Origin of the sequence: Pseudomonas sp. NPDC089428, from assembly GCF_044749325.1 — a bacterium.
GTDB lineage: Bacteria > Pseudomonadota > Gammaproteobacteria > Pseudomonadales > Pseudomonadaceae > Aquipseudomonas.
The window spans coordinates 335,544-359,856 of record NZ_JBIVHT010000001.1 but is presented as its reverse complement, the minus strand read 5'-3'; the positions used below and the strand labels follow the sequence as shown (position 1 = coordinate 359,856).

Sequence of the window (24,313 nt, the reverse complement as noted above, 5' to 3'; positions counted from 1 at the left end):
CCTTCTTGCTATCGGTTGCGGGCGATCAGCTGCCGCGCCGGCCCGTTCATCTTGAAGTCGCGCAACACCAGGTTGTAGCCATCCTGCGCGCCCTTCTGGGCTGCCTGCTGAATGCGGGCCAGGGTCGCTTCGTCTGCGGTGCCTTCCACGATGATGTGCTGGATGATGGACGGCATGGCGCCAGCAGAAGGTGCTGCCGGAACAGATGCAGCCGCAACCGCAGGGCTCACCCCGACGAAGCCGCCACTGGCGTAGCCTTTGGCGTTCAAGCGATCCAGATAATCGCGAGCCCCGGGCTGACTTACCACCTCTTTGCGGATGACGTATTCACCGCCGTGGACAACGCCCATCGGCTCGAATTTGCCACCGTCACCGGTGTAGCCGCCAGTCGAGAAGCCAGACCGCGAGATCGTCTCGCTGAACCCGGTCATGGTGCCGCTGCCGGATGCCGCCGCCCCGCCACCACCAAGGAATCCAAGCGCAGATCCAAGGAAGCCTGCCGCTGCCTGCCGCACCTGAATACGGATGAGGTCTTCGACAACCTGGTCAGCGAAATCCTTGAAGGAAAGCTTGCCGGTCTTCACGAAATCGACCACGGCATCTTCCATGTTGCCGAAGGCGTTATTGAACAGGTCGCGAGTCTGCCCTGCTACATCACTGGCGCTGTCCAAATAGTCTTGGAAAGCGCCACGGGCGCCGTTGCTCCAGTCTGCCTGGGCCTGATCGATCTGGGCCCAGCCATCGCGCTGTGCAGCAACCCGCTTCTGCATGAACTCGCGCTCGATATCGATCTGGGCTTGCAGATCCTGGCGCTGCTTCTCGCCTTGGGCGTTGGCCAGCTCAGTCTGCAGCTGCAGGATGCGGTTGTTAGTCTCCTGCTCGATCCGCAGACGCTCCTGCATGCGATAGGCGTCCTTCTGACCCATGCCCACGGCGTCCGCCTGGGCGGCATACTCCATGCGCTGGGTGGCCAGTTGCCGCTCCATCTGCGCGCGGTACTGCTCGGCCTGGGTCAGGCCATGCGCGCCCTTGATCGCGGCGGCATAGTTCGTGGAGGCCTGCGCCAGCGCTTTGCCGTATTCCTCCTGGCTGATCTTGCCCTTCTGGAAGGCCAGGTCAAGCTGCTGCTGTTCCTTGGTCAGGGCGCGGGCTGCCTGCGCTGCAGGGTCGTACTGGTTGTACAGGCGGGAAAACGTCGTTTCCGCCTCGGATACGCCCTTGTTGGCCCCCTTCGGCGTGTTCTTCTTCGCCTCACGCTCTTTGATGTCGGCGATTTCTTTCTCGATGTTTTTGCGGGACTGGGCGTACTTCGCTTCCTCCGATGCGGTGAACACCCCAGCAGCTACTGCCTTGGCCCGGGCCTTGTCGAGATCGCTCAACTCCTTGTTCAGACGCTGAGTCTGCGTCAGCGCGCTTTTGTAGGTGGTGTCTAGGTCCTGGAGTCCTTTGCGCCCCTCTTCCTGAATGCGGCGGCGCTTTTCCTCTTCCTCCAATGTCTTCTGGTTGAGAGTGAGGATGTCCTTTCGCTGGGCGATCTCTTTCTCGATCTGCGCTATGCGTGATCTGGTTGTATCATCTTCAAAGGCAGTGTTGAGCAGGCTCGTTCTGTAAGCGAGCTCTTGCTGCAGTCGAGTAATAGCGGACTGCTCGCTCTCAGCGCTCTTGCGGCCTATGCTGGCAAATGCATCTAGCACCTCATTGGTGGCGTCCTTGATGTTCAGCCAGCCGCGCTCAATGGTGCCGAGGTTCTCGCGGATCTTGGAGGTGCGCTGCCCAATCGCTTCGGCGTATGTACGTTCTGCCAAGTCGGCAGCACCCACAGCATTTCCCTGATCCGACAGAGCCTTGATCTGGGCATACACCGACGCGGTCAGGAACCGGTATTTCTCGTCCAGCTCAACGATGCCGGCGACCGGGTCCTTGCCGAGCTTGATGAACTCGGCGACCGTCTCCTCTACAGCCTTTCCGGTTACGCGCTGCATCTCGACAGCGGTAGTGGTGATCAGCTTCAGGTTGCCGGTGGTGTTCTCTCCGGCGGCAGTCAATTGCGCCAGAGCTCCAGCTGCCTGGCCGAACGTACCGGTCACCTGGTCTGCCGAATCGGCCAGGGCGATCAGCTGTGATTCGGATGCCTTCGAGTAGTTTCCGGTCAGGATCAGGCTATTACGCAGAGCGTCCGATTGCTCGGCCCCCTTGTAATAGGCCACTGCCAGCGCGCCAGCAGCTGCAGCGGCGACAGTGAACGGGTTGACCAGGCCGAGGATGTAGCCGCCCAGGGCCTTTGCCGCAGGCGCAATCCCGCCGAACATGTCCTTGAGCTGGCCGCCCTGCTGCAGGAAGACGGTCAGCGGAGCCTGGCCACCCTGTAGGCTGACCGCAATGTCGGTGAACTGTGCCGGCACGCCCCGCAGCGCAGCCTGGTAGGCCTTGGCCGACATCCCCGCCTTGTTCATGCCTTCAGCTGATTCGCCGATACCTTCGCGCAGCGCGTTGATGCGCTGGTTGTACTCTGCGAAGGTGTCAGCGTCGAGGAACTTGGTGCCCTTGAACTTGGCCAGCTTCTCCTGCATGTCATCCAGGCGGCCGAGCGCGGCAACCGTCGGGTTGATCTGGCCAAGTAGCTGCGAAAGCTCCTTGCGCTGATCGTCAAGGCTGGACGACAGGCCGTCCGTGCTCGATATTGCCCCTTCACCGGCGCGCTCCATGCGCTCCAGGGATCCTGTCAGATCATCCGCATTGCGCTTGGCGCCCCGCGAGTCGATCGTTACCGCCAGGCGTGATTCCTGCGCCATACCTTTCTCCGGGGGTTAAAAAACCCGCCGAAGCGGGTTTTGTTATTTCACTGGCTCAATTAAGTTTTGGTAGCACTCTGCATATGCGGCGTTTCTGAATTCGGAAACATACTTTTCCTTTCCGGCAGAGCTTGTAGCAACTGGCAGCGTGTAGGCTTTAACAACCATCGCATTAGAGAACTTACTTTGGTCGCCTACGGATGCCATGGCGTCCTCAAGAAGATCACCATCCTGTCGCGCCTCCATTGCCTTTCCGGCCATGGCCGAGATCTTTTTGCAGGTTTCTTCGCCGCTAGCGGCGAGAGCCGGCAACGGCATGCAAGCAATAACGGCGATCAATAGCAGTCGATTCATGGCTTCCTCCGTAAAGATGGCCAGAATCTAACACACCCCTACTGAGCATTTCTCACCGCTTTTTCGGTCTGTTTTTCGAATCGGATTCAGCCTGCGCCTTTTCGTACTGCTCATCCCAGTTCTTGCGATATTGGTCGTCCAGGGCGAAGATGGCGGCATCAAGCTCTTCGCGGCATATCACCGAGGGGTAGCGGTCGAGATATTCGGTGATCGATGCCGGCGATAGCGGCGCTGGAGCGCCAACCATGCCGACATACTGACGGGACCTGCTGATATAGGCGTAGGCCTCCAAGATCTCGGCGGTCACCCCGTCGATTTCTGGAGGCGCCGGGATGTCCAGACCGAAGCGCTCATGCTTCCAGCGCTTCTTCTCGTTCTCGTCGCCGGCCCACTCGCGCCCCCACAGGTATGCCGCTACTACTTTTCCACGGTGGCCTGGGTCTTCTCCTCGACCCGGCGGGCGATGTCGTTGCCGGTGCGCAGAGCAAGGAAATAGACGCTGTTCATCTGCTTGATCAGCTGGACGCACAGTTCTGGACTGTACGGGGCTGGCTCGCCCGGCTTTTCCTCGATGTCGACCCCCTTCCAATCCTTGATCAGGTGCTTGGCTGCCAGTTCGATGAACAGGTCATCATCGGTCTCAAGCTCTACATCTGGGATCTCGGAAAGGCTGAATTCTGCGGTGCCTACCCGTGCCTGCTGGTTGATCAGGGCCAGGTGGCGGTTGATCAGCGCCTGGTGCGATTTGTAGAGCGGGTTGGCGATCGAGCCGACCAGAATCTGGGCGCCCGGGGCGAATTCGACCCAGCGCTCGCCGTTGATATCCAGTTCAGGCTTCTTTGCGATGGTGAAGGCCATGGTATTCCTCTGCGGTAAAAGGCCCGACGCACACCGCAGGGCGCGCCGGGCAAAGGGTTAAGCGGTGACGGTTACAGCGCAGGTGTCGTTCTTGGTGCCGTCTGCGGCGCAGGTCGCGGTGATGGTTGCGGTGCCGGCTGCCAGGCCGGTGACCAGGCCGGTCGCGCTCACGCTGGCGATGGCCGGTGCCGAGGAGGTCCAGGTGACCAGTTGGCTGGCACCGACAGGTGTTATCGCGGCTTCGAGGTCGGCGGTCTCGTCTACTTCCAGGCTCAGGGTGTCCGGGGTGACGGTCACCGCTGCGATGGAGATCGGCGCAGGCAGGCGGGTGATGGTCGGCGGCACGCGACGGGCGGTGTATGCCAGCTCCACCTGGATGATGTCGGTAGCTCCGCCGTCAGGCCAGTCGCCGCTCACTTCCATTTCGGGGATGAAGAAGGTGTAGCCGCCGTCAGCATTGTTGAGGGTGAACTCGAAGCTGAGCGCGCCACTGGTCTGCTGCGCCTTCCAGTACTGGTATGCGGTTTTGGACCAGCTCATGGTGATCGAGCCAGACGGCGTGAAGGTGGTCGGGATGATGTTACCCGGGAACGGGTTGCCGTTGCCGATGCAGCGCTGGGTTTGAGCATTGTTGGCGAACTGCAGGTTGAAGCTATCCACGCAGGCGTTGTCCTCGCCCAGCTGCACGCCGTTGATCTTCAGCCCGGTCACATCCTTGAACCCATAGCGCCGCTGATTTGCCTCTGGCGCAGGGCTGACGATGAAAGAGCTGTTGTCGGCCTTGTCATCCCACGAGGTGGCCATGAACGTGGTGGTGACGCTGATCTCGTTGTCGTTCGGTACCTCGATGTTGATCGAGTCAACCTGAGCGCCCCGGGCGATGCCGGCGATTCCCACGTCCGCGTCATAGGCGGCGATGGAGAACGAGATGCGGTCGTTGCCCATGGTCAGGACGTTGTTGTCCCAGTCCTTGCCGAAGCAGGAGGCCAGGAACTCGTCCAGCGCGCCGTATCGGAACTTGGTCTCGATATCGCCGCCGACGTCCACGGTGGTCTGGGCGGTGCCCTGCGCCATGCGGTCTTCGCCGATCTCGTTGTTCTCTTCGGTCTTGTAGGTGGGCACCAGGCCGAAGCTGACGCGAGTCAGCACATTCCAGTTGCCCTGCGGGATGATCCCCGGGGTCACTTCGCGAATCCACGCGGTCGAGCGCTTGGCACCACTGGACATGGGGTGTTTCTCCTATCGAAAGGCGTAAAAAAACCGCCATGTGGCGGTGAAAGGTTTGATGCGCGATATCGACCCGGATAGCATCGATAATTTCGCGGCAACATTGGATACAACAAATGGAAACGGAAACCGCTACCTACATATCGTTTGCACTGAGCGCTGTCTCTGCTATTGCCGCCGCCGCATCTGCTTTTGGCGCGTTCTATACGATCAAAAAAACAGTTCAGAACTCTAAAATTGAACGGGACGCCGACGACCAAGCACGGGAGGACGAGCGGCTACTCAATCACGCGAAAACAACTTTAGAGCGCGCATATCTGGCTCTAAAGGGGCCATCGGCGAAGGCAACAGAGCCGCCAAAAGACAGACTGAACTGGCTAACCTCAGCGAGATTGATTGAGGAGTACAAAGCCACCAAAAAACGCATAAAAAGCGACTTCACCATGAGGGAGTGCGAGAGCGATGAGGAACACTGGCGCCATCAGTTCTACCTGCTCATTAGCCCGGTTGCTAAACGACTAGGAGGAATTGAGTACTACAGAAGGATAAGCGATCAGGAGCTTGGTATTGACCCGGTGTCTGCCATCATAGTGAAAGCTTTTGCTACATGGCCAGAGGACAAAGATGACCCTCTTAATAAATACAAATCACCTCAAGACGCGGCAAACAGGCTAGGCGTTAGCAGAGTTTGGACATCCTTCATATTTCACTTGAAAGACATCAAAGTTAACCTACCTGATTAGTAGGCCCGGTATGGGATCGACACGTTGACCTGGTACCAGCCGTGGCCGTCATCGCCAATCGTGCTGGCCGAGGCCGCATAGCAATCGAAAGGCCCGCCGGGGTCGCTGTAGAACTCGAAGTGCTGCACCAGCGTGTCCGCTGCCTTGGTGATGGCCAGGGTGCCCTTGTAGCTGGGCACGAACAGCTGAACCATGATGATGCCGGTGCGGCGCACGCACGGGCCGATGCCAGTCTCGGGTGCGCTGGATAGCCCCGGCACATCCGCCAGCCTCGCCCAGATGTCTTTGCCGGCGGGGTTGAAGGGCCCTTTTGAGTTGTTCGGGTAGTCGACATCGTCAGCGGGAATTCCAGCCCACTGTGTCATGCGCCCAGTTACGATGGCCCGGATCTGTTCGAAGGTCATGTCCTGTAGGCCTCGGCGACGCCATTGAACGACACCGCATAGATGCCGGCAGGTGCCTGCTGGGAATGGCCATCCTCAAGCGGCCCTGCATACGGCAGGTTGTTCTGGATGAAGACCTGCGTGTACGGCTCCAGGCCGGTGACTGCACGAACACCGGCCTGGATGGTTTCTGCGCCCGTTGGGTCGACGTTCACGGTGGTGGTGTACACCGGCGCCCCGACGCTGACGATGTTGTTGCCACGGAAGCGCCCGGTATCAACCGGAGACCGCAGAACAATCTCGTTGAGCATGGCCATGGCGATAACCCTAACGCGCTGGCTCAGTTGCTCCTCAACCACCCCGGTGAACATGCTGGGCGGTGTGCTCCAGCCTCTGTTCTTGGCCATGGTCACTTCCTCAGCTGGATTTCGTAGTGCGCCTTGGCCGGATCGATTCCTGGGCTGACGATGCGGTACGTGACTTGCTGACCGGTGAGCAGGTCGTCGACCGTGATCTGGTGCCCAACCGCCGGCCTATCCGTGACCTCATTGGCCAGGCAGATCAGCAATACGTCGCCCACCAGGATGTTCAGGCCGTCGATGCGGCGGGTGTCGTAGCTGTCGAGCACACCGCGCCCGGTGTAGGTCACTGGCTGCGCCGTGGTGGTCTCGTTTACCGGGTCCCAGACGCCGGGCCCCATGTAGGTACCGGTGAACGTCGATACCGCGTCGGCCAGGTCTTCGTCGAAGGCCTCGGCCAGGTCTGCCTGGATTTCGTCGCGGAGCCCCATGGCTATCCCCTTTTTACAGCAAACGCGAACGGATTGCTGCGCCAGGGCGTCAGCAGGGCCAGTGCCAGCTGCACACAGGCTGGCTGGGCTGCAGTGCTGGTCTTGTCGATCGAGCCGAAGGTCTTGCTGGTCGATACCGATCCGGCCTTGACCGTCTTCGCCTCGAGCGAGCCCTCGGTCTGCTGCTGGTAAAGCTTTCCTTGGGAGGCGCACTTGGCCAGCCGTGCGCCTGCCTCCTTCACATCGTCAGGGATGTTGTCCATGTCGATGCCGACCAGGTTAAGCGAAGTCAGGTAGGCATTCGCCTCGAAGACCGCCTCCCCCTTCAGCTCTGGAGCTGCCCAGTCAGGCCCAAGGATGGCGTCTACGTCGGCCACAGTGATGTAGGTAGCCATCCGGCCTCCGCTTGAATGATTGGGGCCGCAGCCCCTGGATTACTGCTTATCGAGGTCAGCGACCTGCTTCTGCAGAGCTTCTTTCGAGGCATTTGAGCGGTAGGAGACGCTCGCAGCGTCGAGCTTGGCCTTGAGCGCTTCGACCTCTGGGTCAGCGTTTGCTGGCTTGAGGGATTCGACTTGCTTGAGCAGTTCGGCATTCTGCTTCAGCAGGTCTGCCTTCTCCTGCTCCAGGCGTAAGACCTTCTCCACTTCACCGTCGCGCTCACGCTTGAGGCTGGAAACGCCGGCGTTCACCGCCTCCAGCACCTCGCACAGGCGCGACGCTGTTTCGCCCAGGTCACCCGAAGGGCGCTCCAAGCTCTGTACCGCGAACGATTCGACGATCACGCCGATGGAGCCGAGCTCAGCGGTCAAGCGATCGACAACGTCCTGGCTCAAACTGCCGGCCTCGACGACCACCGCCAGGGCCTGCAGCTCGGGGCGAATGGTTACCTCGGGAACGTCCTTGGCAGCGCCTTTGCGACCCTCCGCCACGTTGCTGTCGACAATGACCAGCCCATGTTCCCGGGCTAGCTCCTTGACGTTCTCCTGGTACTGGTGGAACGGCCCTGCCAGATACCAGATGTTGTTTCTGCTCATGCGCATATCCTCAGCAGGCCAGGCCATAGGCCCAGCCCGCCATCAGGGTTTACTTAGAAGCGTCACCGATCAGAGCAACACCGGCGGTGTGCTTGATGCTGGTGGCGGTCTTGTCCCAGTTGGTACCGGTGGCGATCTCGGCATCGGTCGGGGATTTGCCGCCGTTGGTTTGATCCCAGGTGTAGCCCTTGAGGCCCAGGCCGAAGTCGTAGTCCACCTGCAGGGTGGTCTCGATGCGCTCCTTGCCGTTGGTGGTCGACACGTTGCTGACCATGTTGCGGCCGTCGTGCACCAGTGCTGCGCCCTGAACCAGGGACAGGATAATTTCCTTGTTCGGGGTGCCGGCCTGCATCAGCGCCGGGGCATCGGTTACCACCGAGACCTTTCCGAGGATGTCGACAACGCGGACGTTGCCGGCCTGGAAAAGCTGCTCGGAGTTGGTCAGGGCCTGGCCGATCAGCTTGTGGTAGGTGGTGCCCTGCATCACCTGGGTTACCAGGTTCTGGCTGGCGTCACCAAACTTGGCGTGGGCGTTGTTCAGACCGACCTGAGTGATGCCGGCAGTTGCCGAGACATCGTTGACGGCTGCGGCCTGGGCAGTGATCGCTGCAACCAGCGCGGCGATTGCGGTGTTCAGCTGGTCCTTCAGCAGGATCTCAGCGAACGCCCGGGATGCCACCTCGACGCCTTGGGCGGTTGGGCGCTCCAGCCAGGTCATCTGCGACGGCTCATAGCGGACCGGGCCGAAGCCGCCGGCAACCTTCACCGAAGTGTTTTTAAGCTCGGTCAGGTCGGTGATCGGCGCGGCACCGTTGGCAGCGTATCGATCCACGCGGCGCTGGGCAGCAGCCAGGGTCTGGAAGAACGACTCTTGGAGGAAGTCGCCGGTGAAGCCGTCCGGGGACAGCACGATGGCGCCGCGGCTGGCGGCGTTGAACGCAACGAGCATCTGATCCAGCGTCTCGATGGTCGCCGGCATGATGTACTCGTTGAAAACCTGCATTTGCGACAGGGACATAGGTGTTTTTCCTTACGATTGAGGGAGGTCTGGGAACCGGCTGGCGATCGCCGCCGTGCGTTCCGCTTTGTTACCGCCGAAATTGCCTTTTGCGGCCCCGCCGCCCTTTCCAGCACCCCCGGCCCCGCCGCCAGATGCCTTGCTACCAGCGATCAGCGGGCCGAAGGCCGGATCGTTGGTGAATTCTGCTTTCAGCTCGTCCAGCGTTGCCGCCGAGAGCTTGCCGGCGGCGTCCAGCACGACAACGGTTGGTTTACCGTCGCGCTGCTCGACGCTCAGCCGGCGTTCGATGTGGGGAAGCAATGCCTTGGCGCTGCCTGGCACGGCCAGAGCAGTCGCGATCTCGGTGGCGGTGCGGCCTACGGTCAGATCCCGGATCTGGCTTTGCAGGGTGGCGCGTTCGCTTTCGATGGTGCCAGTCAGCTCAGCTTCGCGGCGGTTGTACTTCTCGGACCAGGACTTTTCGAGCTCTTCGACGTTGCCCGACTTGCGGGCAGCCTCTTCGGCCTCGGCGCGCGCCTTTTCTTCGGCCTCGCGGCGGGCTTTCTCGGCGGCCTTCTTCTCGCCCAGGAGCTCTTCCACCTTGGCCTTCAGGCCGGTGACATCCTCCTGCTGCGGCAGGCCCTCGATGCCGAGGAAGAACTTGCCGTCCTTCTCGACGTACAGGGCTGCTACCGATTCTTCGACGCCTTCGAGGCTGTCCAGTTGGAATTTCAAGGTCATTGCTGTCTCCCAGAGACGTTGAGCAGGCCCCGCCTGCAGGCATAAAAAAACCCCGCATTAGCGAGGCTTGTTCAAATTCACAGAAAACGATTAGAAAAATCCGTTATGTAGGTTCCGCTTCACCCTTATGGTGGGAGTCCAAGCTAATAGTTCCTTGGACTAGATCGATAAATAAGTCATCTGCGGGAACAACGAAGGACCTCGTACTTGTATTGACTACCACCTCTAAATCAGACAAGTCACACTGCCCATCATGACCGCTGATAAAATTGGAAAAATTTCGATACTGGTGACCTTTGACATGGATAGGCAGAACATCACCAAACTCCAAACGTTTCGGGAATACGTCTTCTCGCGTTAGCCGTGCTTGTCCATCCAGTCTACGGGAGCGCAGGTAAGCCCCCTTGAGCAGCACACTGCGCTCTCCTACCGAAATGATCTCAATGCAGAATCCGCGCGAATCTGCGCTTTGACTGATTTCGACTTTCGGTAGGCTGTCTTCGCGCTGTTTGTTCGCGAGATAAACTGCAATCACCGCAGCAGAAAGAGCCCCTATCCCTGATACCCAATCGCCCACTGAGCCGAAAACGGTCCTCAGAACTTCAGCAGGATTAGCGTCCGCCGCGAAAACCAGAGCAACCGTCATTCCGGCTGTGAAAACAACAGGAAAACCAACAACTACTACTGCAATGAGTGAAATCAACCATCGATTCATAATGGACCGCGCCGAGTTGTAAACATGCAAAGTCTAACTGATACCGGCCTGCTCGAAAGCCATCGGCTCTCGCTCGCGCAGTTGCTTGAGGGTCAGCGTCTTGCCGTTGTCATCGACGAAGCGGTCAATGCTGAGCTCTCCCTTGCTGAACAGCTTGTAGCGCGCAGGGCCCAGCACATCCTCTTGGAATGCTGCCGGCTGCCGCGCGAGCCATTCGCCGTAGGTTGAGCGGCTGCTGACCTGCTCGACGCCACCGGCGCCCACCGCCGGTCTGGTCGATCCTGGGATCTCCCGGGCGAATTCGTCCTTGAGCACCGGTATTTCGGTGGTTCGGCAATTCCAGTGGAACGGCGGCGACGGTGCGCTCATCGGGACCACGGTGCCGTCCAGTGCTCGGCAGAGAGGTGTCGTCCGGCTATCCAGAGTGGCAACCCTGCGCTTCCCCTTGAGGATGTCGTCGTTGTCGTCCATGACCTGCTGCCGAGCAGAGCTGGCGATATGGTTGGTCATGGTCCGGACCAGCGCTGTGGCCTGGTCTCGCTGCTGGACGCCCAGCGACGTGAGCCGCCGGCTGATCTGCCCGTTCGTCTCGCCAAGGGCGGAGCCGATGCGGATCTCGCTGATGATGTCAGCGCTCTTCTTTGCGCCGAACTGGTCGAGCGCGCCGCTGATGCTGATGCGCTGCCGGCCCTTCCCGACCTCAAGGTCGAGGGGATCAGCCAGCGCGGCAGCCGCTACCTGCTCGATGCTCGGCGTGTTCAGCTGAACCGTTGCAAGCACGACGCGCCCAAGCAGGTTCATGTTGAACTGCGCCTCGTAGCCGCCGAACTCGGTGAGATCCAGCACGGCCTGCTGCTTCATGTCGCCGTAGATCTCCGCCAGGCCGCCCTGTAGCTCGTCGATCTGCCGCTCGTATCGCTGGGTGCCGTACCGGCTCAATCCCTCTGAAACTCGCGATTTTGCCGTGCTTATGGCCTTGTTAATGAACTTGGCCAGGCGCTTGAGCGTGCCACCGGCATAGCGCTGGACGTACACCTGGTGCCGCGTCGCTGCGTCAGCCAGGTATCCGTCGTTACTCATTGCCTGCTCCGGTGTCGTTGCCGGTCACCGGCGGCTGCTCTGCGATCTCGTCGTCGATCTTATCGTCGGTACGGTCTGCCTCAAGGATTCCGCCTTGGCGCAGATTGACCCGCAGGTCCGACTTCGCGATCAGGCCCTGCTGCCAGAGCTGGACCTGGGCCAGGATGTCCTGGGCGGTCATGGCCTCGTCGAAGAACGATTGGTTGAGCCAGAAGACTGTCCCTTCCTCGTCCGGCTCGCCCAGCATGAAGCGCTCGGCGTCGAGAATGGCCCGCTTCAGGGCCTCAGACACGTTGCCAGCAATCGTGCCCAACACGCTGTTGTCCGAGCTATAGCGGATGCGCACGGCTTCTGCTGTCTCGGCGCTGCCAGCCTTCTGGACGATACGCGCGCCGATCATCAGCATCTGCTCTTCCTTGTCCTTCATCAGCGTGCGGGCCAGCTGGCTCTCGGTCGCCTGGACAAGCTTCGCATCCCCTGACTTGCCGAGGTTGTAGCCCCGGGTAGAACCGATGTGCATACCGTTCGGGTTCACCTTGGCGAACTCGTCGGCGCTGATGTCGGTGGTGATGAACAGCGTGGGCTGGCTGCTGATGAAGCCGCTCTCCTCCACAGTGGCGCTATTGCCATAGTGGAGGATGTTCACGTCGGCCAGGTCTTCCAAGGGCGACTTGTCGACGCTGGCGTCGTTGTTCTGCGATCCGTAGAAGCTGAACAGGATGTGGTCGAATGGCCGGCCATCCTTGTCGAGCGGGCTGGCGCTGGTGTAGCTGTTGCCATCCTTGTCGTAGACGCGCTGCTCATAGCGGCCATCAACCAGCAGGAGCACGCGGTACTGGGTGTCAGTGGTGCGTTCCAGGCTGTCCGGGCTGAACTGCGAGACGCATTCGAGTAGGCAGACGTATACCAGCCGCTTCACGCCATCGATCACCTGCTCATCCCAGTCAATGATCGACTCGGCGCCGTAGTGGTGGATCAAAGCGCGACGGCCCTGCATGTCCGCCATCGAGGACACGCCTTCAACGGCCGGAAAGTCCACCAGGAACCCGCCCCGGCCAACGTCCAGGCATTCCCCTACGGCATCCTTGGAAAGCTGCTCCAGGCTCGTGCCGTCGCCGCTAGCGTTCTCTTTCAGGTAATCGACACCAGTGGGCAGCTGCAGCTCAGCGGTCTTGCGGAACACCGCGCCCAGCAGTCCGGTGCGCGTGCGGCCGGTGATGTTCAGGAACATCGCCCGCTTCTTGTACTGCTTGTACCGCGCCAGGTTCTCCGGGGACCTGTTCTCCGGGTCCGGCATCGGCAGGTATTCGTCGTGCTTGCGCACCTCGCGGGCGCCAGCCACGCAGCGTTTGACCAGCTGCCAGCCGGGCAAGGCCTCCGAGTACTCTGCCCGGGGAATGAAGTTCGGCATGGGTGGCCTCAGAATGTGAACGTGATGGGTACGTGGGTAACCGGCCTGCTGATCGGATAGTCGTGGTGGATGAAGTAGCCACCTGCGTCGTTCGCGTGGTCCACGCCGGATTTCTTGTCGGGCTCGCCGTTGGCAGCCCATACCTGCTGCTCCAGGCCGTCTGCATAGGTCGGGCAGCACAGTGGGTTGATCAGGTAACGCCGCTCGCCATTCGCGTTGCAGAACATCGCGTTCATGGCGTTGATCCGGTCCTTTACCGGCGGGTTGGCGTCAGGGGCGATGACGCTAAACCCGGCCTGGCGCAGGATGGCGATGTCCGTCTCGCTGGCATTCACCGACTTGCGCGACCCGCCCGAGGCATCGGGATAGATCAGGATCTCGCAGGTCCTCTCGTAGTCCCGGCCGTTGTGCCGCCAGTAGCGCTCTTTGATGCGCCGGATCATGTCCGGGGTATCGAAGCCGTCGATCAGCTCATCCACTGCCCTGGGCTTGCCGTCAGGCCGCTTGACATGGACGATCGCCGCCATCTTGCCGACGTTGAAGTCCATGCCGATGAACAGGGGTTCTCCAGGCTCTACGGTGTCGAAGCAGGAATTCAGCTTCCGGTCGTAGGCGTGGTAGATCGACCCGGAGTTTAGGTTGACGAACTGGCCATTCAGGTAGGCCAGGATCAGCTGGGCCGGGTACGACTCCATCAGCGACGGAATGTAGTCTGGCGGCAGGTTCAGCTCGTTGTCGAAGGTGCTGGCTTGCACTAGGCCGTACATGCCCTGCAGGGCGGGCTTCTCGCGCAGCTGCTTCACGAACTGCTGATAGACGAACTTGAACCCCTCAGGGGTCGTGGTCACATCCACGCCGTTCTTCAGCCCATGCACGTTGTAACGCATCCGGGCAATGATCTTGCGCCAGGCGTGCTCGGCCTTCAGCGCGGGCAGAACATCGAGTTCATCGACCAGGGCGTGCCCGATCTTGAAGCCCACGATGGTCTGGGGCTTCTCCATGGAGCGGCAGATGGTCGTGCTGCGGTACTGGCCGCCGCTGTAAAACTCGACTTCCTTGTCGCTCTCCTTCGTCTTGACCTTCAGGCCCCAGTCGAAGGCGACCTCCTCGATGGTCGGGAAGAAGATGTCGCGAATCTGCGGGTACGTGGGGGCGAAGTAGCCGGAGTCGATCCGGGGCCACTCCCACACGTGCTTGCACAGCGCAGCGCAGCCCACCCAGGTCTTGCCCGAGCCGAACCCGGCCACGAAGCCGCGGAACTTGTTCTCCATGCGGAGGAAGTTAGCCTGGGGCACGTTAAGTGACGGCATCAGGCTTCCTCGCATCCACCACGTCGACCTGCACCCGCGTGGGCAGCACATTGTCGTGGGGATTTTCGTTCTTGGTCTGGCGGTTCACGTAAACGTCGCCGACCTCTTTGGCCGCCTGCTCCAGTAGTTGGGCAGTCAGGGCCATGTTCTTCATGGACTCGGCCTTCTCGGCCATCCTGCCCAGCGTCCGGAGGCGGAATGCCCGATTCGCGATGGGGATCTCGGATGTCTCTTCACGGAACCGCTTACGGGTGTCGTCAAACAGCGTCCGCCATCGCTTGGCCAGGTCCCTGCCAGCGCTCTTTGTCGGGTCGTGCGATTCGCACTGCTGGCGACTCACCTCGAGGCCGAATTCTTCTCGGACGGAGGCCGCCACTTGCGCCGGGGTATCGAAACAGGCCAAGGCCTGAACGATGAAGGCTTTCACCTCGTTGCTCAGGGCCGCCATAGGTTCAATTCCGTCTTAGGTCTGTCAAAGGTCAGGCAGACTTGAGCAGACAGGTTCCGCAGGCCCTCGAAATGTTGATCTTGGCCACCTCAGGCGGCCGGCTTGCAGCGTCGATCAGCTGCTGTACATCGTTGCTGGCACCGTAGCGCCTCACCACACCGACGAACTCTTCTACGTCATGGCCGCGCAGGTAGAGCTTGGGCAGCCCCTCCTGGGTGAACTTTGGTGCGCCGTACTCATCGGTCGCCTGGGCGATGTGGTAAAGCTCATGCTCGACCAAGGCGCAGAACTCAGCGTCGGTGCAAATGGCGCAGTAGTCGGCAGCCAGGGTGATGAGGTAGGTCGGCTCCTCACCGAACCACTGCCGCATCTGCTGCTCTTGCCGGGCCTTCTGCCACCCGCCAGCGCGGAACATGAGCTGCTCGGCCTGGCCAAGAACAACCCGCCCCTGTTTGGCGAACCCGCTGGAAGCCCACAGCACGCCGATGTTGGCGTCAATCAGATGGGCATGCTCTGGGTTATGGATGCTGCCTGTGTCTGCAAGGATCTCGCTCTGCACCCAATCCCACACACCGGCGGCCGGGCGCAGGGTCAACCATAGCGATTCGAGCAGGTCGTCAGGCGGAATCGGTCTGCTCATATGGCCCTGCATCTTGAAATGGTGGCTTGTTGCCGGTATTGGTAACGTTCCATCAATGGAAGGAAGATGTCATGTCTCAATCGATACTTGCAGCAGTCAAAGCAGCAGGCGACCTCGACTATACAGCTCAACAACGGAGAGCCAACGCAGTGGCCGCCGCCTTAGAAGTAATCGGGATGAAGGCCGGTCAAAGCGGCGCGCACATAACCCATCTAGAGAGAGAAATGGCCAGGCTTAGCGAATACGCCGACCATATTCAAGAAGCTCTGAAAGTTAAGTGACGACCTCGTGCCGCACTCACTTGCGGCACACCTCAACCCCAGCGTGGAACCGACATGGACATTGATCATCAGGAAGCCCAAGCGATTGCTGCCAAACTTCAGCGCTGGCATGACGAGGCGCGGAGCTTAGTTGACGAAGCCTCAGACAAATCGAGGCTTTCCCCGAGCAGCATTAACTCACTGAGAAGCCGTCTTGCCACTCTCAAGCACGAGATCAAGGAATCAGCCAAGTACGAGACTCTCTCGGGGCGAAAAACCGCAAAAACTGAATTGGAGCAGTACTTCTTCGGGCCGGCAGTCAGAAGCACGTCGGCAAATTTCCGCTTGCGCACTGACACAAACCCCAAAAGCGAGCTTTGGGCTCGGGGGTTGAACGAAGTGAAATTCGAGCTCTCGTACACGCTCGACGGCCTGCAACGATTTGTCGCTGAAAACCCGTAGCGGGTCGCGCTACGAAACGGCGCATCTCGATTTTGTGGCGCCGATCACTCAACCGGCTTGCAGCGCTCGCAGTCCAAGTGGCGGCAGATCCAGCGCTTCACGCGGGGCCAGTAGGTCAGCATGAACATGTGCCGCATCCCGGCGAGGGCCAGCGATACCATCAGCGTGGCCCAGGCCGTATTGGCGGTGAAGAACATGCGCTCGGACCGGGCCAGGATAGCGTAGCCGCTGATGGCAATGATCGCGTACAGCACCTTGCCGATCACCCCATCGCGCACCTTTCCGCTCAGCACGCACCAGGTTGCCCAGATGGCGATGAGGCCGGCCGCGATGGCGTTGATGTATTCGTATGTCATGAGCTAGGTCCTCCGAACTTGGACCTGATGACAGACCACAGATCGGCGGCTCTGATCGCTCGGGTAACGGCGGCGATGAGCGAACCGCCGAAGGTGCCGAGCAGGAACCCTACCCCGGCCACGCTACGAGGCTCGGTGATGCCGAAGTACCCGCTCACCATGCCGGTGAGGTAGTGGGCGCAGGCCATGCCGGTGAGCAGGAACAGGATCCAGGCCTTTCGGTCTGTCAGGTCATCCTTGTGCCAGCGGGTCGCTACCAAGGCCCCCAATAGGCCCGCTATAGCCCAGTCGAGCTTTTCGAGCAGGCGGTGAAAAAGCTCCATGCGCTCGACTCCTAAGAAGCACGCTGCTTTGTCGTGTAGTGATATGAGTTATCTTACCTGCCGAGTTCTTTCAACTTGGACGGAGATCAAGTCATGGACCCTAATCAGGCATTGGCATGGATAGCGACAAACGCGAATACCATCGCTGCTACGGCCGGTGCCGTTTCGGCAATAGCGGGTTTGCTATCCGCGCAAGCAGCCTTTCAAGCTATCAAGAGGAATGACCGTAATCACACCCTGACGTTGGCCAATGCTGAAAAAGCCAGGCAGGAAGAGGAGCTTTCAACGAGAACTCGAATTGAAAACGAGCGGCTATTGCAATATGCGATTACCACTATCGAGCGCGCTTACTTGGCGCTACGAGGACGGGATCCTGACGCGCTAGTCCCACCACAAAACAGACTGAATTGGCTCACCGCAGCTCGCCTGATAGAAGAATACAGGGTTGCTAAGCATGAAATTTCTGATCCTCAGCTCATTCGTGAGTGCGAAAGCCATGAAGAGCACTGGCGACATCAGATTTACCTATTGCTTGCTCCTTTAGCCACTGGCTACCCAGATTACTTCTACGCGGATGGCGAGTCTGGAAGAATCATCCAGTCTGTCTCGGCAGTAATCGTTCACTCTTTCGCAGACTGGCCAGAAGCAAAAATCGACCCGTTATCGGCTTACAAGTCAATTCACGATGCGGTGGAAAAATATCCAGTCCATATGACCTGGTTCAACCTGCGGAACAACTTGAGAGACTTTTGATCCGCGACCAAGCCTCTAGGCTGGCGCGGATAAGCGCTAAAGCATTGGAGCCCATGACAAGTTGGCTGCCGCTGTTTTTTTTGCACACTACCGGCTACCAGTGTCCAGGCCCCCGCGAGGGCTGCCCTGGCTGCAGTTGCGTTTCTTACTGGCACAAATATCCCGGCTCGCGACCGGGACTCTTGAAGCCCTCGATGGGCAACAAAAAACCCGGCTTTTTGGGCCGGGCTCAGGATGTTTTCGCCAAAGGCGAAATTATGACGATGGCGAAATAGTGCCAAAACACTCCTCAAACTGTCAAGCGGCTATTTCCTGTGCCTCGTCATTGCGCTCACGGAGCCTTTCCACCACCCGAGCAACTGGCTTAAGCGCCTGCTTGTCCAACTTGTCGACCTGGGTGCAGAGCGCATCCCATACCTCTTGCCAGTCCCTGGCCCAGTTCTGCGGGTTCATCTTCTCGCCCGTGCGATCCTCGACGAACATGCACACTGCACCAGGCCCCATCGCCTCGCCGCCGTGGACGAGGATTTTGTGCGATTGCAACGCTGCCATGGCCATCCAGTAGGCTCGCTGCTTCTTGCGGTCTGTGAGCGCCTCCAGGCCGCTCCCAAGCCATACCAAGCCATGGGAGATGCTCAGGTCGTTACCGCTGGCCACTGGGGAGTACAGGAAGTGCCCGAGGTGGCGCAGCGACTTTGGCAGCGAGTCTATTGCCTGCAGCACCAGGCCGGCGGTCAGCATGTGCGCGCAGCGGTCGTTGGTGAGGCGGCGCCCCGGGCGGGTCTCATGCACACCTTCCTTGCGAACCTCGTACACCTTGCACACTTCCTGGCCGTCGTGATTCTCCAGCATGACCATGATCTTCACATCGCCGGAGCCACCCTTCTTGCCCAGGGCGGCCTGCTCTGCGGCGACTGCCAGGGCGGATGCGCGGTTCTCGTGCAGTGCGTCGTGCCAAACTTGGCGGGCGCTGATTACTTTCATGGTCGTTCTCCCTGGATGCGATTGTTTTTCTTCAGCAGAAACTCTTCGTAGCAGCGCTTGCGGCGGACCGCGCCGGCCCAGGACAGCGATGCGCCGCCCACCACCGTGAGGGTGGCCAGAATCAGAAATGCCCATTCTGGTGTCATGCTGCTGTCTCCTGTGCCTGTATACGAACGCGCACGGCGCCGCCCTTGATCGTTTCCTTGCTCACCTTGATCTGGGTGGCGAACACGTTGTCGTCGATGCCCAAGGCATCTGCCAGCCCGTCACGGCCAGCCTTGAACATCGCCAGCAGGTTGTCGTCGTCGCGCCGGCGTCGATCGGGCGGAACGAACTCGAGCATGAGCAGTGCATCCCCCTCCGGCGCCTTGATGCCGGCCTGCTTGGCCAGCAGGTGGCAGGCTGCCCGGTATGACTTGGCCGCTTTGCTCTTCTTGGTCCAGTGCACCCTGGCATTCGGGCTACACACGGTCGGTGGCCACGGTAGTGTCAGGTCCGTCATGCGGCCCCCTTGATGGTCAAGATGCCGGCCCGGATCAGGGCCTCATGAGTCTCAGCGATCGCCCGAGGCATGTCGGACCAGTCCACCTCGCCCTTCCCGCGGCCGTCGAGCACGTCGTGACAGGCGCTGCAGGCGTATACCGCCACGGTGTCGAAGCCCTTCATACCCATGCCCTTCTGCCCGCACGGCAGGTGCGCCAGTACGGTGGTCTCCGGGTTGAAGTTGCAGGTGCCGGGAATGCGGACGGTGCAGTCCTGGCCGCGGGCGCTCTCGCGCACCTTCTTGGATACGACGCGCATCAGTACTGCCCTCCCCACCGATCCGGCTCAGTCCAGCGCACACCATGCTCAGCGCCGAAGGCATGCATCACTTCGAACAGGTCGCTGAACCACTTCTGCGACTGCTTGCGGGTCGAGACGCCCAGGACGACGAAGCCACCATCGATGCCCGGCACCGCATCCTGCTTCTGCACCGCCGCACTGAAGATGTGCTTCCAGTCCTCATCGGTGAGCTTGCGGCCGTACCACTCCACTTGCTGGGAGACGTCGCGGAGCATGGCCCACATCTTTCGGTTGCAGACATCCGGGCGCTTCTCGTCGCGGATGACGATCAGCTTGGGCTTGGTGAAGTCTTGAGCCTGCAGGCGCCCCAGCAGCGCGCTGACGTCGCCCATGCTTCGCATCAGGAACTCAGTCATGGCTCACCTCACAGCGCGCCGCGCAGCTCTCGCCTTGGGCGTCACAGCAGACCTGGCAGCCGGACAGGGCCAGCAGTAGGATCAGGGTCATTGTGGTTCTCATGGCGCCACCTTCAGACCCTGGGCCTCGATCGCCTTGCGCACGTCGCGGATGTAGGCCGCCTCGTTGAAGCTGCCGCCCTCCACGTCGTCGAACTCCTCGCGGTAGGCCTCACTTGCTCGGTTCGGCATCTGAACCACCACAGCCTCGCGGGAAGCCTCCCAGGCCCACAGAGCACAACCCATAATCGCTGCAGCCTCAGCGTCCTTTGCCTCTTGAATGTCAGAAGCGCCAAACCCGAACTGAGCCCGGAAAGCGACCTCGAATTCGGCACGCATCTCGTCGGTCATGCCCCCTCCCCGGCCGGCTGCCCGGCGCGCTTGATGTTCAACTTGGCCAGCAGATGGGCACGGCACGCGGCGGCGCTGGTTGGGATCTGCTGGATCTCCAGCAGGCGAACCTGCTTCTGGGCGGCGTACTCGTCGGCTAACTGCGCGGCGCTCTTCTGGCTGTCGTGACCGATGCCGGTGGCGATGTCGCCCAGTGGCTCACCAGCGACCAGCATGCGGATCGTGATGTCGTAGGCCCGGGCGAAAATTTTTTCGGCCCGTTCCACCTCCATCGACCCCAGGTTCTGCGCCTCGCATTGCAGGGCCGCGTGGCGCACCGCTGCGTGTGTCCAAACGCGCGACCTTGCCCTGCTGGGGTGGAAATTCTCCAGCGCCTCTGCCAGGGCCCGCGCAAGCGGCGGAATGCCCATTTCCTCCGGCGTCGGCTGGCACAGCTTGATGAACTTGCCGCTGCTCGGGGCGAAGTCGGTACCCAGCACCCGGCACTTCTGGATGCCGAAGCGAATCTGCTCGAGCGTGTTGATCCCCGCGGCGACGAACGACTTGATCCAGCTGCGCTTGGCCGCCTTCAGCGCCTCGTCATCCGGCCAGGCCTGCTTCCACGCCGGGAAGATGGCCTGCAGCTCCTTGAACAGGGCGTTGACCACTTCGGTGGTGCCAGGGTCCAGCTGTTTGGCCGTAGCCTGCGCCTCGGCGGGCAGGTTACGGGCCGTGGCCATGATCTGGGTGGCGCTCTTGGGCTTGGCTGGCGTGCTCATAAGCCCCCCAGGTCATCAGCCCATGTGGTGTCGTTGAAGTCCGGACCATTGCCCTGACGCCGAGGCGGGAACGGGTGGACATTACTGGGAGCCGGCAGTTCGTCATCCCAGCGCTTGCCGTTCAGCCAGGTGGCCGGGTGCGGGATGAACTGGCCGCCGTCCTTGGTCCAGTCCGGCGAAACCGCCCAGGCATCCAACGCGCAGGCCATGCGTTCGAACAGGTCGGCGTCGACCTTCAGCTTCGACCAGGCCTTCTCGGCATTGGCCTTGCCTACCTTTCGCGGGTAGAGCTTCCAAAACCGGCCAAACAGGTCACCGTCATCGCTCGATGACGAAGGCTTTTGATCTTGCTCTTTCTCTTCTCTTCTCTTCTCTTCTCTGGTCCGCATTTTGTCCGCATTATCTGCGGACGAATTGCGGACAGAATCAGCCTTTCGAGAAACTCGCTTGCGCTCACTGTCGTTGGCGCGGCGCTTTGCGCTGGCCCCGTTGTGCTCGTCAAAGCGAGGCATGACAAGGCTTCCATGCTCATCGATGTCCGCCCATTCGACATCCACCATGGCCTGAGTGAAGCCTGGCCAGCCGATCACAGCATCCATGGCGTCGGTGGTGTATCCATGCAACACGCCATCGGCAGAGTGCGTGTCAAAGATGCTCCAGGCGACATGCAGTCCGCCGATCACCCGCAATCTGTCCGCACGCAATGCGGACACCATGCGGAAAACTTTCGGATGCGTCTGAAGATCTACGCGCATTTTGATCCAGTCTCCGGCCATTACTTGGCTCCCACGCCGACCAGGTCGACGAGTTCTTCGAAACGATCGATGTACCAGTGCGGCTGCGTTTCTCGCGGGCACTGAGGGCTGGTGATGTTCTTGCCGTAGCGCAGGCCCTTATCAGTCACAGACCAGAAGCACACAGGTTCGCGCTTGCTGTTCTGCCGTGTTCGAGCCTGGAGGAAGCCGAGCCCGGCTAGGGCACGGTTGAAAGCAGGGGCCGAAGTGTTCACTCCGTGGCGCTTGAGCAGAGCTGTCACAGCCATGGTTGGCATTGAGCTTCCACCTGTGGCATCCGGTGGTGAGTCGATGGCGTAGCTCGGGAGGAACTGCGGGTCTAGCCCGTTGTTCTCGGCGATCTTGGTCAGCATCGCCAGTTGGCTCGATGGAGCCGGCTTCAGCAGGCGCGTGAAGCACTCCATGATGGCGATCTCACCAATCACCTTGGTGCCATTGGCCGTCACCGCTTGGCGGGCTTCGGACTGACCCTCCAGCTCACGCCAGCGGCGGATCACCTTCATGCGCAGGGCCGGGCTGTAGCCGGTCAGCAGGCAATCGGTGTGCTCACGATCAAGCAGGTACTGCACCTGCTCTCGGTTTCTCCCGTCGAGATAGATGCCCTCAAAAGTGAGGGGATCGACCTTGAGATCTTTCAGCATGGCGACAATGTCGCGCTTTACGTTGTCATTGCGTTTGCCAGTCAAGCTGGCAATCTCCTTGGACGACATTGTGCGCGCCACAAATCCGCTAGCTGCATTTTGTGGCGCGGGCCTCTGGAGGCCCTGTACATCTGGTGGTTGGATATGCATAATCGACTCCAGTCATATGCAGTTGAAAAGGCCGGGCCGCAATCCCGGCTTTTTTGTGCCCGCAATTCGGGCTTATCAGGGCCTGATCAGGACCTGACGTGGAACGGCTTCACATTGCCTCTTGGGTTGCGAGGCTTCGTTCGGCTTGCCAGCTCTTTTCGGATCAGCTCTGCAGCTAGTTCTTCAGGGCTGATGCCCCTTCTTTTCGCTTCCTGCTCAAGCTGATTCGTCAATTCCTGGTCCAAGCCGATCTGTTCGATAGGCATTGGCCCCTCCTAAGGGCCTTCAGGCCACGTGCTGATCGCCGGTATTCTCCGAAGCCAGGGCAGCCAGCTGCGCTTCCAGCAGTTCGCGGCAGAGCACAGCGCGCTGAGTGCGGTGGAACTTGGCCAGCGCCTGAATTAGTTCAAACGTGTCCTCATCGACCCGGACCTTGATCTCGCGGTCGTGCAGGTGCTTGGGATTGGCGTACATGCAGGGGAGGCTCCTTGTTGGGGGAATGGATTAAGCGGCAGTCTTCTTGATCGCCACCTGACACGGGAACGGCCGAATTTCTTCAGCGCTGAAGCTCCCGTCTGCGTTTTCAGTAACAAACACAACCCGGCCTACGCGGATTGCTTTGCTCAAAGCGCCTTGGGTCATCCCAAGAAGTGCGGCAGCTTCTGCCTGGCCGCGCTGGCTGGCGAACTGCGCTATGTGAATTCGGCTCATGGGCTGTCTCCATGGATTGCTCATGGAATAATATTACCTATGGCATTTTTAAATTTCAATGCCATCGGCGTTTGTTGTGTATTACCGCTAGGAATACGATTCGCCGCATGAAAAAACGCGCGCTACCAGAAGATCGAAAAGCTGAATGCCTTCGCTTGAAGGGGATCTTCAATTCGAAGAAGAAGGACCTGGGGCTTACCCAGGAGAAGCTGGCTCATCTGCTCGAAATGAATCAGAGCTCCGTGAGTCATTATCTGAATGGCGTTAATCCGCTCAACGCTCAGGTTGCAGCAGCCTTCTCCCGCATCCTGCAAGTGCCGGTACGCGATTTCAGTGATCGGCTTGCCGACGAAATCGAAGGGATTGCGGCTGCAGCATTGATCGTCTCTAAAGCTGGGCCTGCTGCTGGAAACGCTTTGGCCAACGCCACCATGCTCGGCCCGGTCTCCGTCTGGGACGACGAAACACCGCTCGACGACGACGAGGTCTACGTGCCGTTCCTTAAGGAAGTTGAACTGTCCGCTGGATCGGGACGTACCGTTATCGAGAAGTCGAGCAGCAGAAAGCTTCGGTTCGGCAAGCAGACCCTGCGCAACCAAGGCGTGCAGTTTGACCAGGCTGTGTGCGTCACCGTGCATGGCAACAGCATGGAGCCGGTCCTTCCTGATGGGAGCACGGTTGGAGTGGATAAGGCGTCGACCGCTGTGAAAGACGGGAAGATGTATGCCATCGACCACGGCGGCGAGCTGCGCGTGAAGACGCTGTACAGGATGCCGGGCGGCGGCCTGCGCTTCCGCAGCTTCAACCAGGATGAGCACCCGGATGAGGAGTACACCGCGCAGCAGCTGGCTGAGAGCGGGATCAGCGTGTTGGGAAAGGTGTTCTGGTACTCAGTGCTTCTCTAGAGAAAGAGAGCAATTGCCGCTGATCCTGGGCTGGGACGGCCACGCAATGCGATGTGTGACACATGCCGAGGCCATTTTCTGAGAAATTTTGAAGGATT

General features: G+C 60.2%; 37 protein-coding genes. 6 read left to right on the top strand and 31 right to left on the bottom strand.

The window, feature by feature from the left end:
- Positions 1-8 precede the first annotated feature (8 nt).
- The 5 genes from ACIPZ5_RS01955 to ACIPZ5_RS01935 all read right to left on the bottom strand — a co-directional run bounded on the left by ACIPZ5_RS01955 (position 9) and on the right by ACIPZ5_RS01935 (position 5,231).
- Positions 9-2,792 carry a phage tail tape measure protein gene (locus ACIPZ5_RS01955; RefSeq protein ID WP_400806302.1) on the bottom strand — a complete coding sequence of 928 codons (2,784 nt, stop codon included), beginning with the start codon at positions 2,790-2,792 and terminating at the stop codon, positions 9-11.
- Positions 2,793-2,834: 42 nt separating this feature from the next.
- Positions 2,835-3,146: a hypothetical protein gene (locus tag ACIPZ5_RS01950; RefSeq protein WP_400806299.1), complete on the bottom strand. Its 312-nt coding sequence runs from the start codon at positions 3,144-3,146 to the stop codon at positions 2,835-2,837.
- A gap of 52 nt (positions 3,147-3,198) precedes the next feature.
- Positions 3,199-3,453 (bottom strand): hypothetical protein, encoded by a 255-nt coding sequence (locus tag ACIPZ5_RS01945; protein WP_400806297.1) that lies wholly within the window; start codon positions 3,451-3,453, stop codon positions 3,199-3,201.
- 110 nt (positions 3,454-3,563) lie between these two features.
- Positions 3,564-4,004 carry a hypothetical protein gene (locus ACIPZ5_RS01940; RefSeq protein WP_400806294.1) on the bottom strand — a complete coding sequence of 147 codons (441 nt, stop codon included), beginning with the start codon at positions 4,002-4,004 and terminating at the stop codon, positions 3,564-3,566.
- A 57-nt stretch (positions 4,005-4,061) separates the two neighbouring features.
- On the bottom strand, positions 4,062-5,231 hold the full coding sequence (locus ACIPZ5_RS01935; protein WP_400806292.1) for a phage tail tube protein: 1,170 nt from the start codon (positions 5,229-5,231) through the stop codon (positions 4,062-4,064).
- Between the two features lie 116 nt (positions 5,232-5,347).
- Between ACIPZ5_RS01935 and ACIPZ5_RS01930 the strand changes: the two genes are divergently transcribed.
- Positions 5,348-5,974, top strand: coding sequence for a hypothetical protein (locus ACIPZ5_RS01930; protein WP_400806290.1), 627 nt, complete (start codon positions 5,348-5,350; stop codon positions 5,972-5,974).
- Here ACIPZ5_RS01930 and ACIPZ5_RS01925 read toward each other — a convergent pair.
- The 13 genes from ACIPZ5_RS01925 to ACIPZ5_RS01865 all read right to left on the bottom strand — a co-directional run bounded on the left by ACIPZ5_RS01925 (position 5,971) and on the right by ACIPZ5_RS01865 (position 15,529).
- Positions 5,971-6,378 (bottom strand): phage tail terminator-like protein, encoded by a 408-nt coding sequence (locus ACIPZ5_RS01925; RefSeq protein ID WP_400806287.1) that lies wholly within the window; start codon positions 6,376-6,378, stop codon positions 5,971-5,973. The two genes, ACIPZ5_RS01930 and ACIPZ5_RS01925, sit on opposite strands and share 4 nt — an antisense overlap.
- The gene (locus ACIPZ5_RS01920; protein WP_400806284.1) at positions 6,375-6,764 is read right to left on the bottom strand and encodes an HK97 gp10 family phage protein; all 390 of its coding nucleotides are present in this window, start codon (positions 6,762-6,764) and stop codon (positions 6,375-6,377) included. The genes ACIPZ5_RS01925 and ACIPZ5_RS01920 overlap by 4 nt, the downstream gene beginning before the upstream one ends.
- Positions 6,765-6,766: 2 nt before the next feature.
- Positions 6,767-7,147 carry a glutamate 5-kinase gene (locus ACIPZ5_RS01915; RefSeq protein ID WP_400806281.1) on the bottom strand — a complete coding sequence of 127 codons (381 nt, stop codon included), beginning with the start codon at positions 7,145-7,147 and terminating at the stop codon, positions 6,767-6,769.
- 2 nt (positions 7,148-7,149) lie between these two features.
- Positions 7,150-7,542, bottom strand: a complete 393-nt coding sequence (locus tag ACIPZ5_RS01910) for a protein singed (protein ID WP_400806279.1) — start codon at positions 7,540-7,542, stop codon at positions 7,150-7,152.
- Between the two features lie 39 nt (positions 7,543-7,581).
- Positions 7,582-8,184: a hypothetical protein gene (locus tag ACIPZ5_RS01905; protein ID WP_400806276.1), complete on the bottom strand. Its 603-nt coding sequence runs from the start codon at positions 8,182-8,184 to the stop codon at positions 7,582-7,584.
- Between the two features lie 49 nt (positions 8,185-8,233).
- Entirely contained in the window at positions 8,234-9,202 is a 969-nt protein-coding gene (locus ACIPZ5_RS01900) for a major capsid protein (RefSeq protein WP_200929288.1), read from the bottom strand.
- A 12-nt stretch (positions 9,203-9,214) separates the two neighbouring features.
- Positions 9,215-9,925 carry a hypothetical protein gene (locus tag ACIPZ5_RS01895; RefSeq protein ID WP_400806273.1) on the bottom strand — a complete coding sequence of 237 codons (711 nt, stop codon included), beginning with the start codon at positions 9,923-9,925 and terminating at the stop codon, positions 9,215-9,217.
- 103 nt (positions 9,926-10,028) lie between these two features.
- On the bottom strand, positions 10,029-10,628 hold the full coding sequence (locus ACIPZ5_RS01890; RefSeq protein WP_400806271.1) for a hypothetical protein: 600 nt from the start codon (positions 10,626-10,628) through the stop codon (positions 10,029-10,031).
- A gap of 45 nt (positions 10,629-10,673) precedes the next feature.
- On the bottom strand, positions 10,674-11,720 hold the full coding sequence (locus tag ACIPZ5_RS01885) for a minor capsid protein (RefSeq protein ID WP_400806269.1): 1,047 nt from the start codon (positions 11,718-11,720) through the stop codon (positions 10,674-10,676).
- Positions 11,713-13,131 (bottom strand): DUF4055 domain-containing protein, encoded by a 1,419-nt coding sequence (locus ACIPZ5_RS01880; protein WP_400806268.1) that lies wholly within the window; start codon positions 13,129-13,131, stop codon positions 11,713-11,715. The genes ACIPZ5_RS01885 and ACIPZ5_RS01880 overlap by 8 nt, the downstream gene beginning before the upstream one ends.
- 8 nt (positions 13,132-13,139) lie before the next feature.
- Positions 13,140-14,441, bottom strand: coding sequence for a terminase large subunit domain-containing protein (locus ACIPZ5_RS01875; protein ID WP_400806266.1), 1,302 nt, complete (start codon positions 14,439-14,441; stop codon positions 13,140-13,142).
- Positions 14,428-14,889 (bottom strand): DUF2280 domain-containing protein, encoded by a 462-nt coding sequence (locus ACIPZ5_RS01870; RefSeq protein ID WP_400806263.1) that lies wholly within the window; start codon positions 14,887-14,889, stop codon positions 14,428-14,430. Before ACIPZ5_RS01870 ends, ACIPZ5_RS01875 begins: the two co-directional genes overlap by 14 nt.
- 31 nt (positions 14,890-14,920) lie before the next feature.
- Positions 14,921-15,529, bottom strand: a complete 609-nt coding sequence (locus tag ACIPZ5_RS01865; RefSeq protein WP_400806261.1) for a putative metallopeptidase — start codon at positions 15,527-15,529, stop codon at positions 14,921-14,923.
- 71 nt (positions 15,530-15,600) lie between these two features.
- Between ACIPZ5_RS01865 and ACIPZ5_RS01860 the strand changes: the two genes are divergently transcribed.
- Positions 15,601-15,810, top strand: a complete 210-nt coding sequence (locus ACIPZ5_RS01860) for a hypothetical protein (protein ID WP_400806258.1) — start codon at positions 15,601-15,603, stop codon at positions 15,808-15,810.
- Positions 15,811-15,864: 54 nt separating this feature from the next.
- The gene (locus ACIPZ5_RS01855) at positions 15,865-16,251 is read left to right on the top strand and encodes a hypothetical protein (RefSeq protein WP_400806255.1); all 387 of its coding nucleotides are present in this window, start codon (positions 15,865-15,867) and stop codon (positions 16,249-16,251) included.
- Between the two features lie 44 nt (positions 16,252-16,295).
- On the opposite strand, the gene ACIPZ5_RS01850 is transcribed toward ACIPZ5_RS01855, so the two are convergent.
- Positions 16,296-16,607, bottom strand: a complete 312-nt coding sequence (locus ACIPZ5_RS01850) for a hypothetical protein (RefSeq protein ID WP_400806253.1) — start codon at positions 16,605-16,607, stop codon at positions 16,296-16,298.
- The gene (locus ACIPZ5_RS01845) at positions 16,604-16,930 is read right to left on the bottom strand and encodes an MFS transporter (protein ID WP_400806252.1); all 327 of its coding nucleotides are present in this window, start codon (positions 16,928-16,930) and stop codon (positions 16,604-16,606) included. The genes ACIPZ5_RS01850 and ACIPZ5_RS01845 overlap by 4 nt, the downstream gene beginning before the upstream one ends.
- Before the next feature lie 93 nt (positions 16,931-17,023).
- On the opposite strand from ACIPZ5_RS01845, the gene ACIPZ5_RS01840 reads away from it, so the two are divergent.
- The gene (locus ACIPZ5_RS01840; RefSeq protein ID WP_400806250.1) at positions 17,024-17,683 is read left to right on the top strand and encodes a hypothetical protein; all 660 of its coding nucleotides are present in this window, start codon (positions 17,024-17,026) and stop codon (positions 17,681-17,683) included.
- 297 nt (positions 17,684-17,980) lie between these two features.
- Here ACIPZ5_RS01840 and ACIPZ5_RS01835 read toward each other — a convergent pair whose 3' ends face one another.
- From ACIPZ5_RS01835 to ACIPZ5_RS01805, 7 genes are all read right to left on the bottom strand, one after another.
- Positions 17,981-18,667 (bottom strand): hypothetical protein, encoded by a 687-nt coding sequence (locus ACIPZ5_RS01835; protein WP_400806248.1) that lies wholly within the window; start codon positions 18,665-18,667, stop codon positions 17,981-17,983.
- Entirely contained in the window at positions 18,664-18,813 is a 150-nt protein-coding gene (locus tag ACIPZ5_RS01830) for a hypothetical protein (protein WP_400806246.1), read from the bottom strand. Before ACIPZ5_RS01830 ends, ACIPZ5_RS01835 begins: the two co-directional genes overlap by 4 nt.
- Positions 18,810-19,169 carry an endodeoxyribonuclease RusA gene (locus ACIPZ5_RS01825; protein ID WP_400806244.1) on the bottom strand — a complete coding sequence of 120 codons (360 nt, stop codon included), beginning with the start codon at positions 19,167-19,169 and terminating at the stop codon, positions 18,810-18,812. The genes ACIPZ5_RS01830 and ACIPZ5_RS01825 overlap by 4 nt, the downstream gene beginning before the upstream one ends.
- The gene (locus ACIPZ5_RS01820; RefSeq protein WP_182408140.1) at positions 19,166-19,468 is read right to left on the bottom strand and encodes a nuclease domain-containing protein; all 303 of its coding nucleotides are present in this window, start codon (positions 19,466-19,468) and stop codon (positions 19,166-19,168) included. The genes ACIPZ5_RS01825 and ACIPZ5_RS01820 overlap by 4 nt, the downstream gene beginning before the upstream one ends.
- Positions 19,468-19,866, bottom strand: a complete 399-nt coding sequence (locus tag ACIPZ5_RS01815) for a recombination protein NinB (protein ID WP_137137297.1) — start codon at positions 19,864-19,866, stop codon at positions 19,468-19,470. Before ACIPZ5_RS01815 ends, ACIPZ5_RS01820 begins: the two co-directional genes overlap by 1 nt.
- Before the next feature lie 99 nt (positions 19,867-19,965).
- Positions 19,966-20,256 carry a hypothetical protein gene (locus ACIPZ5_RS01810; protein ID WP_400806241.1) on the bottom strand — a complete coding sequence of 97 codons (291 nt, stop codon included), beginning with the start codon at positions 20,254-20,256 and terminating at the stop codon, positions 19,966-19,968.
- A complete protein-coding gene (locus tag ACIPZ5_RS01805; protein WP_400806239.1) occupies positions 20,253-21,014 on the bottom strand; it encodes a replication protein P in 762 nt (253 codons plus the stop codon). The genes ACIPZ5_RS01810 and ACIPZ5_RS01805 overlap by 4 nt, the downstream gene beginning before the upstream one ends.
- Positions 21,015-21,588: 574 nt before the next feature.
- Here ACIPZ5_RS01805 and ACIPZ5_RS01800 point away from each other — a divergent pair.
- Positions 21,589-21,774, top strand: a complete 186-nt coding sequence (locus ACIPZ5_RS01800; RefSeq protein ID WP_400806686.1) for a hypothetical protein — start codon at positions 21,589-21,591, stop codon at positions 21,772-21,774.
- Between the two features lie 15 nt (positions 21,775-21,789).
- Here ACIPZ5_RS01800 and ACIPZ5_RS01795 read toward each other — a convergent pair whose 3' ends face one another.
- From ACIPZ5_RS01795 to ACIPZ5_RS01780, 4 genes are all read right to left on the bottom strand, one after another.
- On the bottom strand, positions 21,790-22,518 hold the full coding sequence (locus tag ACIPZ5_RS01795; RefSeq protein ID WP_400806238.1) for a Rha family transcriptional regulator: 729 nt from the start codon (positions 22,516-22,518) through the stop codon (positions 21,790-21,792).
- 167 nt (positions 22,519-22,685) lie between these two features.
- Positions 22,686-22,865, bottom strand: coding sequence for a hypothetical protein (locus tag ACIPZ5_RS01790; protein WP_400806235.1), 180 nt, complete (start codon positions 22,863-22,865; stop codon positions 22,686-22,688).
- 19 nt (positions 22,866-22,884) lie between these two features.
- Positions 22,885-23,073, bottom strand: coding sequence for a hypothetical protein (locus ACIPZ5_RS01785; RefSeq protein WP_027919780.1), 189 nt, complete (start codon positions 23,071-23,073; stop codon positions 22,885-22,887).
- 30 nt (positions 23,074-23,103) lie between these two features.
- Positions 23,104-23,310: a Cro/CI family transcriptional regulator gene (locus ACIPZ5_RS01780; RefSeq protein ID WP_139671781.1), complete on the bottom strand. Its 207-nt coding sequence runs from the start codon at positions 23,308-23,310 to the stop codon at positions 23,104-23,106.
- 107 nt (positions 23,311-23,417) lie between these two features.
- On the opposite strand from ACIPZ5_RS01780, the gene ACIPZ5_RS01775 reads away from it, so the two are divergent.
- The gene (locus ACIPZ5_RS01775) at positions 23,418-24,215 is read left to right on the top strand and encodes a S24 family peptidase (protein ID WP_400806232.1); all 798 of its coding nucleotides are present in this window, start codon (positions 23,418-23,420) and stop codon (positions 24,213-24,215) included.
- Positions 24,216-24,313: the final 98 nt, after the last annotated feature.